A 9,260-nucleotide genomic window follows, 5' to 3' on the forward strand; every position below is an offset into this window, starting at 1 on the left:
CCACGATGACCACGCAAGAGGATAGCCGTCAGCTGCAAGCGTGCCTGCCCGGCCTGCGCCGCTATGCGCGCGCGCTGGCGGGCGCCCTGCACGCGGACGACCTGGTGCAGGACACCGTGGAACGGGCCTGGCGCAAGCTGGAGCAGCGCGGCGGCGAGATGCGGCCCTGGCTGTTCTCCATCATGCATAACCTGCACGTGGACCAGTTGCGCCGCCCCGGCCTGGCGCTGCAGGAGCTCGACGACGATGCCGTGCTGCCCGCGCCGGAGCGCGCGCCCGGGCAAGCCATCGCCATCGGCGAGATGGATGCGGCGCTGGCCCGTTTGCCGCTGGGACAGCGCGAAGTCATCCTGCTCGTCGCGCTCGAGCAGATGCCGTACGAGCAGGTGGCGGCCACCCTGGATATCCCCGTCGGCACCGTGATGTCGCGCCTGTCACGCGGGCGCGACAAGCTGCGCGCCTTGCTCGATGGCCGCCCTGCCGGCAGTCAGGGCAGCGGCCCACCCACCCTGAAAGTCGTGAAATGACAACGCAAGCCATCAGCGAAGCGCAATTGCACGCCCTGGCCGACGGCGTCCTGCCCGAAGACCAGTACGCGGCCGTCGACGCCCACCTGCGCGCGCATCCCGGGGACGCCGCCAGGGTCGATGCGTGGCGCGAGCAGAACCGGCAATTGCGCGCCCTGTTCGATCCCGTGCTGGACGAAGCCGTGCCGCCTGCCCTGCTGCAGGCGGCGGCCCCGCCGGCGGCGAACGGCGCCTGGCGCCGCCCCGCCATGCAGGCGGCAGCGGCCGTCGTGCTGGTGCTCGCGGGCGGCGCGGGCGGCTGGCTGCTGCGCGGCGGCGATGGCGGCAACAGCGCGACCGCCAGCGCCAGCCCGGTCTCCCTGGCGCGCAGCGCCGCCATCGCCCATGCCGTCTATACGCCCGAAGTGCGCCACCCCGTCGAGGTGGGGGTGGAACAGGAGGCGCACCTGGTGCAATGGCTGTCGAAACGCCTGGGCAGCAAATTGCAGCCGCCTGCGCTGTCGCCGCTCGGCTACCACCTGATCGGCGGGCGTTTGCTGCCCGGCGATGGCGACGGCCCCGTGGCGCAATTCATGTATGAAGATGGCAAAGGCCTGCGCCTGACCCTGTACGTGGCCAAGGAGCGGGCCGGCAAGCAGGAAACGGCCTTCCGCTACACGCAGGAAAAGGACTTGAGCGTGTTTTACTGGATCGACGGCCAGCTCGGTTATGCCCTCTCGGCGAGCCTGCCCAAACAGGAGCTGGGCAAGATCGCCGACGCCGTGTATGCACAGCTGGAGCAGCCGCGCTAAAGGCGAGCCCTTACGGCAGCACCGGCGCGCGCCGGTGTGCGCGTGCCCCGGCCAGATGGATCCAGCCTGCCAGCAGGCCCAATGCGATACCAAACACCGCCACGCCCGTCCAGCCGTAACGCTGCATCAGCCAGCCGCTGGCCGCCACGCCGGCGGCGCCGCCGATAAAGGTGGCCGTCATGTACAGGCTGTTGATGCGCCCCTGGGCGGCAGGATCGACGGCAAAGGCGCGCGTCTGGTTGGCCACCAGGGCAGCCTGCACGCCGATATCGAGCACGATGACGCCGATCACCAGCAAGAGCAGCGACGAGGCGGCGCCCGCCAGCAGCAGGTAGGACAGCGTCACGATGGCGATGCTCAGGCCGATGACCGTGCGCGCACCGAGTCTGTCAGCGGCCCTGCCGCCCAAAGTGGCGGCCAGCGCGCCGGCCGCGCCGATGATGCCGAAGGCGCCGGCCCAGGCGCTGCCCAGGTGCCATGGGCCGTTGGCCAGCAACGCCGCCAGGTTGACCCAGAACGCATTGAAGCAAGCCCACAGCAGCGCCTGGATCAGCATCGATTCACGCAGGGGGCGATGGTCGCGCGCCAATGGCCACAGCGATGCCAGCAGGCGCGCGTAAGACAGGCCCGTGCCGGGTTTCCCCCGTGGCAGCAAGGCTGCCGCCGCGAGCCACACGGGCAGCATGAACGCCGCTTCCATGGCATACACGGCGCGCCATCCCCAGGCTTCGCCCACCACGCCGGCCACCGTGCGCCCCAGCAGGATGCCCACCATGATGCCGCTGACCACCGTCCCGACAGAGCGGCCGCGCTCGCCGGGCGGCGACATGCTCGCGGCCAGCGGCACCAGTTGCTGCGGCACGCAGCTGACGATGCCCAGGCCAAACGAGGCCCCGATCAGCGCCCAGATGCCGGGCGCCAGCGCGGCCGCCAGGGCACAAACGAAGGCCAGCGCAATCTGCCCCAGCACCAGGGTGCGCCGGTCATAGCGGTCGCCCAGCGGCAGGAGCAGCGCCAGGCCCGTGGCAAAGCCCAGCAGCGCCGCGCCGGCGACCAGGTTGACGGCCGCCAGGTCGACACCGAGGCCGGACTGGATCAGGGGCAGGATAGGTTGGGTGCAATAAATGTTGGTGATCACCGCGCCGGCGATCACCGCCATCATGAGGATCTTGCCGCGCGGCGCGGCGGCCACGGTGTGCGCATCGGGTGGGAGAGTCGGGGTGGGACGCATGGCGCTGTCCTTTCAAGTTACCGCGGCAACATGCCGCGGCGAAGGACTCCAGCTTACGTACTTGCATCCAGAAAGAGAATCCCATAAGATTGAGAATGATTCTTCCAAAATTTGATAGGCAGCACATGAAAACAATCGATGGATAGGCTGGAATCCATGAGCATCCTGCTGGCGGTGGTGGACGCGGGCAGCCTGTCGGCCGCCGCGCGCCATCTCGGCATGCCGCTGGCTAACGTAAGCCGCAAGGTGGCGGCGCTGGAAGCGCACCTCAACACGCGCCTGCTGCACCGCACGACGCGCCAGTTGTCGCTGACGGAAGCCGGCCATGCCTACGTGGCCGCATGCCGCCGCATCCTCGAAGAGATCGGCGAAGCGGAGCGCATGGCGACGGGCGAATATGCGGCGCCGAAGGGCGAGCTGACGATCACGGCGCCCGTCGTGTTCGGACGCCTGCACATCGTGCCCGTGGTGGCGGCGTTCCTAGCCCACTATCCGGACATCGAGATCAAGCTCGTGCTGACCGACCGCGTGCTGCACCTGATGGACGAGCAGGTCGACGTGGCCGTGCGCATCGGCGACCTGCCCGACAGCAGCTTCATGGGGACGCGGGTCGGCACGGTGCGCCGGGTCGTGTGCGCCAGTCCCGGCTACCTGGCCACGCATGGCACGCCGGCGGTGCCGGGCGACCTGGCAACCCATGCCTGCATCAGCTTCGAAGTGCTGGAATCGCGGCGCGCCTGGGTCTTCGGCACGGGCAAGGCTACGCAGTCCGTGCCCGTGCATTCGCGCCTGGCCGTCAATACGGTGGATGCGGCAATTGCCGCCGCCACCCTGAACGCGGGCGTGATCCGCGTGCTGTCGTACCAGGTCATGGATGCCCTGCGCGACGATGCTCTGCGCATCGTGCTCGCACCGTTCGAAGCGGCGCCCTTGCCCGTCAGCCTGCTGCACAAGGGGCAGGCGCCGCTGCCGTTGAAATTGCGCGCCTTCCTCGATTTCGTCACGCCGCTGTTGCGCGCGGTGGAACTGGACGTCAGCCCAGCGCGCGCCTGAGCTCCGCGTAGGCGTCGACCAGCCGCTCCTTCGAATAGCCGCGATTGAGGCCACTGGGATTGGGCAGTATCCACACGCGGGCGCCGCCGAAGCGCTCGGGCTGTTCGCCCCATTCCAGCTGGCGTTTTCCCGTCATCGCCGCGTAGGCGGCCTTGCCCAGGAAGGCGATCCACTGCGGCTGCATCAATGCCAGTTTGTGCTGCAGGCCGGCCGCCGCCTGCGCGAATTCATCCGTTCCCACCTGGTCCGCGCGGCTGGTCGGGCGCCCGACGGCCGCCGTCAGGCCCAGCCCGAAACCGAGCACGCTGGCGTCGTCCTGCGGCGCCACCAGGTGCGGCGTGAAGCCGGCCAGGTGCAGCACGGGCCAGAAACGGTTGCCGCGGCCGAGAAAATGGTGGCCGGCCGCCGCCGCGTCCACGCCGGGATTGAGGCCGCAAAAAACCACCTGCAAGCCGGGAGCGAGAATGTCGGGCAAGCCCTGCGCCACTGCGATGTATGTCATGGAAAACTCCGATATCAGAAGCCGCAGTATGCCACCGGCCCCCGCCCTGCAGCGCAGGGCGGCTGGTGCTACCATCCCATACTGATGCGCTCATCCATATGCCGGATGGCCGTCGCGCTTCCCCGCATCCCCCCACTCCGAGGAATACACATGACGACCCTGACCATCAATGGCAAGCAGCACGACCTTGCGCTGCCTGAAGACACGCCCCTGCTGTGGGCCCTGCGCGACGAACTGGGCATGACCGGCACCAAATTCGGCTGCGGCATGGCCCTGTGCGGCGCCTGCACCGTGCATCTCGATGGTGAAGCGATCCGCTCCTGCGTGACGCCCGTGTCGGCCGCCGCCGGCAAGAAGATCACCACCATCGAAGCGGTGGGCGACGACCAGGTCGGTCTGGCGCTGCAGCAAGCCTGGCAGGAGCACGGCGTGCCCCAATGCGGCTACTGTCAGGCCGGCCAGATCATGTCGGCCACGGCCCTGCTGCACAAGACGCCAAGACCGAACGACCGGCAAATCCGCGAAGCGATGAGCGGCAATATCTGCCGCTGCGGCACCTATACGCGCATCCACGCGGCCATCAAGCAGGCCTCGGCCAGCATCCACGCGAAAGGAGCGGCCAAATGAGCAGCCATGACACTGCCGCCGCACATTCGCCCGCGCGGCGCAACTGGCTCAAGGCCGCCGGCGCGCTGGCCGGCTTGACCCTGATGGCCGGCCCTTCCGGCCTCGTGATGGCGGCCGACGCCGTCAAATACGGCGGCGACAAGATGGCCGGCGGCGTGGTTGACGACGCCCTGGTCTTCCTGTCGGTCGCCGCCGACGGCATCGTCACCATTGTTGTACACCGCTCCGAAATGGGCCAGGGTATCCGCACCAGCCTGCCCATGGTGGCGGCCGACGAACTGGGCGCCGACTGGGCGCAGGTGCGCGTGCGGCAGGCGCCCGCCGACGAAGCGCGCTACGGCAGCCAGGATACGGACGGCTCGCGCAGCATGCGCCACTCGTTCCGCGCCATGCGCCACGTGGGCGCCACGGCGCGCCTGATGCTGGAAACGGCAGCCGCCGTGCGCTGGGACGTGCCCGTCACGCAAGTCAAAGCTGTCGACCACACGGTCGTGCATGCGGCCAGCGGACGCTCGCTATCGTTCGGCGCGCTGGCCGAGGAAGCCGCCAAACTGCCGGTGCCGCCGCGCGCGCGCATCAGCCTGAAAACGGCGGGCGAGCTGCGTTATATAGGCCAAAGCAGCACGCGCGGCATCGACCTGCACGACATCGTCACGGGCAATACCCACTTCGGCATCGACACGCGCCTCGACGGGATGGCGTATGCCGTCATCGCCCGTCCGCCCGTCTTCGGCGGCAAGCTGAAAAGCGTGGACAAAACGGCGGCCCTGAAAGTGCCGGGCGTGCTGCGCATCGTCGAACTGGCGGGCAGTCCGCCGCCGGCCATGTTCAATCCGCTGGGCGGTGTGGCCGTCATCGCGACAAATACCTGGGCCGCCATCAAGGGCCGCGAAGCGCTGGTGCTGGAATGGGACGATGGCCCGAACGGCGGCTACGATTCGAAAACCTTCCGCAAGACCCTGGAAGCGGCCGTGCGCCAGCCGGCCAGCCCGGCGCGCGACCAGGGCAAGACGGTAGCCACCCTGGCCGCCGCTCCCGCCGCGCGCAAGCTCAGTGCCGAATACTATCTGCCGCACCTGGCCCACGCCACCATGGAGCCGCCCGCCGCCACCGTGCGCATCGCCGGCGGCAAGGCCGAAGTGTGGGCCTGCGTGCAGGCGCCGCAGGCGATGCGCAGCAACGTGGCCAAGGCCCTGGGCCTGGCATATGACGACGTGACCGTGCACGTGACCTTGCTGGGCGGCGGCTTCGGGCGCAAATCGAAACCCGATTTCGCCGTCGAGGCGGCGCTGCTGTCGCAAGCCATGGATGGCGCGCCCGTCAAGCTGACGTGGACGCGCGACGACGACCTGCAGCACGACTACCTGCACACGGTGTCCGTCGAACGGCTGGAAGCGTCGCTGGACGCGAATGGCATGCCGACGGCCTGGCTGCACCGCACGGCCGCGCCCACCATCACCTCGACCTTTGCCGCCGGCGCGAACAAGCAGGCGCCGTTCGAGCTGGGCATGTCGGCCATCAACGTGCCGTTCGCCATTGCGAACATCCGCGTCGAAGTGCCCGAGGTGCCGGCCCACACGCGCATCGGCTGGTTCCGCTCCGTGTCGAACATCCCGCACGCGTTCGCCATCCAGTCGTTCACGGCCGAACTGGCCCATGCGGCGAAGAAGGACCACCGCGACTACCTGCTGGCATTGCTGGGTCCCGCGCGCAAGATCAACCCGGCAGACCTGTCCGACGGCTGGAACTATGGCGAAGACCCGGCGAAGTATCCGGTCGACATAGGCCGCATGCGCCACGTGATCGAGCTGGCGACGGCCAAGGCGGGCTGGGGCCGCAAGCTGCGCAAGGGACGGGGGCTGGGCCTGGCCGTGTCCTACAGTTTCGTCACCTATGTGGCGGCCGTGATCGAAGTGGAGATCAACGCGGCCGGCGAAGTCATCGTGCCCAGGGTCGATATCGCCATGGATTGCGGCCCGCAGATCAACCCGGACCGGGTCCGTTCGCAGATCGAGGGCGCCTGCATCATGGGCCTGTCGCTGGCCATGAGCGGCGAAATCAGCTTTAAGAATGGCCAGGTCGAGCAAAGCAATTTCCACGACTATAGCGTGCTGCGCGCCGCCGACGCGCCACACGTGATCCACACGCACCTGGTGCCGGGCACGCTGGACATGGAGCTGGGCGGCGTGGGCGAGCCGGCCACGCCGCCCATCGCGCCCGCCCTGTGCAACGCCATCTTCGCCGCCACGGGCAAGCGCATCCGCGCCCTGCCCGTGGGCATGCAGCTGGCGAAAAGGGCTTAAGTCCGCCGCGCGGCGGGCAATTGCAGCAGCAGCGCCGCGGCGGCAACCAGGGCGGCGCCGGCCGCCAGCAGCCACATGGGCCAGTCCAGCAGGAGCAGTACCCCGCCTGCGGCGGCGCCGATGGCACTGCCCAGGTACAGCGCCGATTCGTTGAGGGCGATGGCCAGGTTGCCGTCGCCCTGCCGCGCGCGCACGGCCAGCAGCCGCTGGTTCTGCGGCACTTGCAGGGCCCAGCCGGCCGCGCCCCACAGCACGATGGGCGCCAGCATCAGCCACGCCGACCAGCCGGCCGCCAGCGGCAGCGCGCACAAGGCCAGCGCCAGCAACAGCAGGATGAGCCAAGTCAGTTTCGGCGCCGCCACCTTATCCGCCCATGGCCCGACCAGCACGCTGCCCGCGATGCCGCCCACGCCCCACGCCCACAGGAAGGGCGTGGCGGACAGCGCGGCACCGTGCGCGGACCACGCCAGCAGCGGCGCGATAAACGTGTACATGCCCAGGCTGGCGATGGCCGCCAGCAGCGACACCAGCAGAATGGCCAATACCTGCCCGTCGGCCAGCAAGGCCAGCTTGCGGCGCAGCGACATGGCCGGCGCCACCGGCAGCGCGGGCAGCTTCCACAGCAAGCCCGCCAGCGCCAGCGCACCGAGGAAAGCCACCAGCCACAGGGCCGCCGTCCAGCCCAGCTGCTGCGCCAGCAGCAAGCTCAATGGCACGCCCAGCACCGTGCCGCCCGCCATGCCGCCCATGATCACGCCGATGGCCTTGCCGCGCTGCCGCGGCGCCGACACCCCCGCCGCCGCCGCGATGCCCAGCGCCAGGTAGACGCCCGCCCCGATGCCGGCCATGGCCCGCCACGCCAGCAGACTGGCAAATCCGGGTGCCAGCGCGCTGGCCCCGTTCGCCAGCACGAACACGCCCAGGGCGAGCAACAGGCCGGCGCGTTGCGCGCGCGCCGGCAGCAAGGCCACGGCCAGGGGCGAGCCGAGACCATAGGCCAGGGTAAATGCCGTCACCAGCTGCGCGGCCATCGCCAGGGAAACGGAAAACGCGCCGGCGATCATCGGCATCAGGCCCGCCGTCACATACGACGCCATGCCCAGCGCGAACGCGCCCACGGCGATCAGGTAGACTGTAGCGGGCAGCGCGGCGGCGGCAGGCGCTGCGGCACGGGAGGAAGAATAGTCAGACATGGGCAAGCCTTCGGGAAGAAAGCAGGCATTCTGGAATACAATATAAACAATTACAATTTAACTGTTTATGCTATTACTGATAGCAACAGCCTCACCGGAAAACCCCCACCATGCGCACCTTGCAACGCACCCGCCACGAACTGGCCGCCTACCTGCAGGCGCGCCGCGCGCGGCTGTCGCCCGAGGACGTGGGTTTGCCCGGCGGCGGGCGGCGCAGGACACCGGGCTTGCGCCGCGAAGAAGTCGCGGCGCTGGCCGGCGTGGGGCTGACCTGGTACACCTGGCTGGAGCAGGGGCGCGACATCGGCGTCTCCAGCGCCTTTCTCGACAAGCTGGCCGAAGTGCTGAAACTCGATGCGGCGGAACGGCGCCACCTGTTCCTGCTGGCGCATGCGCGCCCGCCCGCCGAGGAAGGCAAGACGTTTTGCGTGGTGCCGCCGCCCGTGCGCCGCCTGATGCACGAGCTGGCGCATCCGGCGTATGTGCTCAACCTGCGCTGGGACGTGCTGGCGCTCAATGCGGGCGCGGACGCCCTGTTCGGCTTCGGCGCGCATGTGCCAGCGCGCCGCAATCTGCTGTGGCTGTTGTTTACCGATCCGCTGCTGCGCTCGCGCTTCGCCGGCTGGGAAGAGCAGGCGCCGCTGATGCTGTCGAGCTTTCGCCGCGACTATGCGCGCGCCACGCAGGAAGCGGACATCCACGCGCTGGTGGAAGAGCTGGAAAAGGTCTCGCCCGAGTTCAAGCTATGGTGGCGCCGCCATGACGTGCATGCGCCGTGTGCCGGCGTGCGCCGTCTGACAATCGATGGCGAGCAGGCCGCGTACGAGCACACCTCGCTGACCATCGATGCGGACCGCCACTTGCGGCTGGTCGTGTATGCGCGCCAGCTGGCAGACGACATCGCGCCGTAGAACGAAAAAACCGCTGGCCCTCTTGCGAGGAACCAGCGGCTTCGAATTGGTTGCGGGGACAGGATTTGAACCTGTGACCTTCGGGTTATGAGCCCGACGAGCTGCCAGACTGCTCCACCCCG

General features: G+C 68.9%; 9 protein-coding genes. 6 read left to right on the forward strand and 3 right to left on the reverse strand.

The window, feature by feature from the left end; all coding sequences use genetic code 11:
• Positions 1-5 precede the first annotated feature (5 nt).
• Positions 6-527, forward strand: a complete 522-nt coding sequence (locus AC07VH_RS23575) for an RNA polymerase sigma factor (RefSeq protein ID WP_494787735.1) — start codon at positions 6-8, stop codon at positions 525-527.
• A complete protein-coding gene (locus AC07VH_RS23580; protein WP_494787736.1) occupies positions 524-1,318 on the forward strand; it encodes an anti-sigma factor family protein in 795 nt (264 codons plus the stop codon). The genes AC07VH_RS23575 and AC07VH_RS23580 overlap by 4 nt, the downstream gene beginning before the upstream one ends.
• Positions 1,319-1,328: 10 nt before the next feature.
• Here the strand turns inward: AC07VH_RS23580 and AC07VH_RS23585 are convergent, their stop codons facing one another.
• Positions 1,329-2,549 (reverse strand): MFS transporter, encoded by a 1,221-nt coding sequence (locus tag AC07VH_RS23585; RefSeq protein ID WP_494787737.1) that lies wholly within the window; start codon positions 2,547-2,549, stop codon positions 1,329-1,331.
• 138 nt (positions 2,550-2,687) lie between these two features.
• Here AC07VH_RS23585 and AC07VH_RS23590 point away from each other — a divergent pair, with 138 nt between their 5' ends.
• A complete protein-coding gene (locus tag AC07VH_RS23590; protein ID WP_494787738.1) occupies positions 2,688-3,602 on the forward strand; it encodes a LysR family transcriptional regulator in 915 nt (304 codons plus the stop codon).
• Here the strand turns inward: AC07VH_RS23590 and mug are convergent.
• Entirely contained in the window at positions 3,583-4,104 is a 522-nt protein-coding gene (mug, locus tag AC07VH_RS23595; RefSeq protein ID WP_475414598.1) for a G/U mismatch-specific DNA glycosylase, read from the reverse strand. The genes AC07VH_RS23590 and mug overlap by 20 nt on opposite strands.
• 150 nt (positions 4,105-4,254) lie before the next feature.
• Here mug and AC07VH_RS23600 point away from each other — a divergent pair, with 150 nt between their 5' ends.
• Complete coding sequence (locus tag AC07VH_RS23600; protein ID WP_489630020.1) at positions 4,255-4,731, forward strand: (2Fe-2S)-binding protein; 477 nt, start codon at positions 4,255-4,257, stop codon at positions 4,729-4,731.
• Positions 4,728-7,034: a xanthine dehydrogenase family protein molybdopterin-binding subunit gene (locus AC07VH_RS23605; RefSeq protein WP_494787739.1), complete on the forward strand. Its 2,307-nt coding sequence runs from the start codon at positions 4,728-4,730 to the stop codon at positions 7,032-7,034. The genes AC07VH_RS23600 and AC07VH_RS23605 overlap by 4 nt, the downstream gene beginning before the upstream one ends.
• On the opposite strand, the gene AC07VH_RS23610 is transcribed toward AC07VH_RS23605, so the two are convergent.
• Positions 7,031-8,227 (reverse strand): MFS transporter, encoded by a 1,197-nt coding sequence (locus AC07VH_RS23610; protein WP_494787740.1) that lies wholly within the window; start codon positions 8,225-8,227, stop codon positions 7,031-7,033. The two genes, AC07VH_RS23605 and AC07VH_RS23610, sit on opposite strands and share 4 nt — an antisense overlap.
• 110 nt (positions 8,228-8,337) lie before the next feature.
• Between AC07VH_RS23610 and AC07VH_RS23615 the strand changes: the two genes are divergently transcribed.
• Positions 8,338-9,138, forward strand: coding sequence for a helix-turn-helix transcriptional regulator (locus tag AC07VH_RS23615; RefSeq protein WP_494787741.1), 801 nt, complete (start codon positions 8,338-8,340; stop codon positions 9,136-9,138).
• Positions 9,139-9,260 lie beyond the last annotated feature (122 nt).

It is taken from the genome of Janthinobacterium sp. GW821-FHT03C10 (assembly GCF_059420865.1).

What these genes read in the sequence shown, in the direction of transcription:
- AC07VH_RS23610 (WP_494787740.1), bottom strand. Translation starts at nt 8,227, where the DNA reads ATGTCTGACTATTCTTCCTCCCGTGCCGCAGCGCCTGCCGCCGCCGCG.
- AC07VH_RS23580 (WP_494787736.1), top strand. Translation starts at nt 524, where the DNA reads ATGACAACGCAAGCCATCAGCGAAGCGCAATTGCACGCCCTGGCCGAC.
- AC07VH_RS23590 (WP_494787738.1), top strand. Translation starts at nt 2,688, where the DNA reads ATGGATAGGCTGGAATCCATGAGCATCCTGCTGGCGGTGGTGGACGCG.
- AC07VH_RS23605 (WP_494787739.1), top strand. Translation starts at nt 4,728, where the DNA reads ATGAGCAGCCATGACACTGCCGCCGCACATTCGCCCGCGCGGCGCAAC.
- AC07VH_RS23615 (WP_494787741.1), top strand. Translation starts at nt 8,338, where the DNA reads ATGCGCACCTTGCAACGCACCCGCCACGAACTGGCCGCCTACCTGCAG.
- mug (WP_475414598.1), bottom strand. Translation starts at nt 4,104, where the DNA reads ATGACATACATCGCAGTGGCGCAGGGCTTGCCCGACATTCTCGCTCCC.
- AC07VH_RS23575 (WP_494787735.1), top strand. Translation starts at nt 6, where the DNA reads ATGACCACGCAAGAGGATAGCCGTCAGCTGCAAGCGTGCCTGCCCGGC.
- AC07VH_RS23585 (WP_494787737.1), bottom strand. Translation starts at nt 2,549, where the DNA reads ATGCGTCCCACCCCGACTCTCCCACCCGATGCGCACACCGTGGCCGCC.
- AC07VH_RS23600 (WP_489630020.1), top strand. Translation starts at nt 4,255, where the DNA reads ATGACGACCCTGACCATCAATGGCAAGCAGCACGACCTTGCGCTGCCT.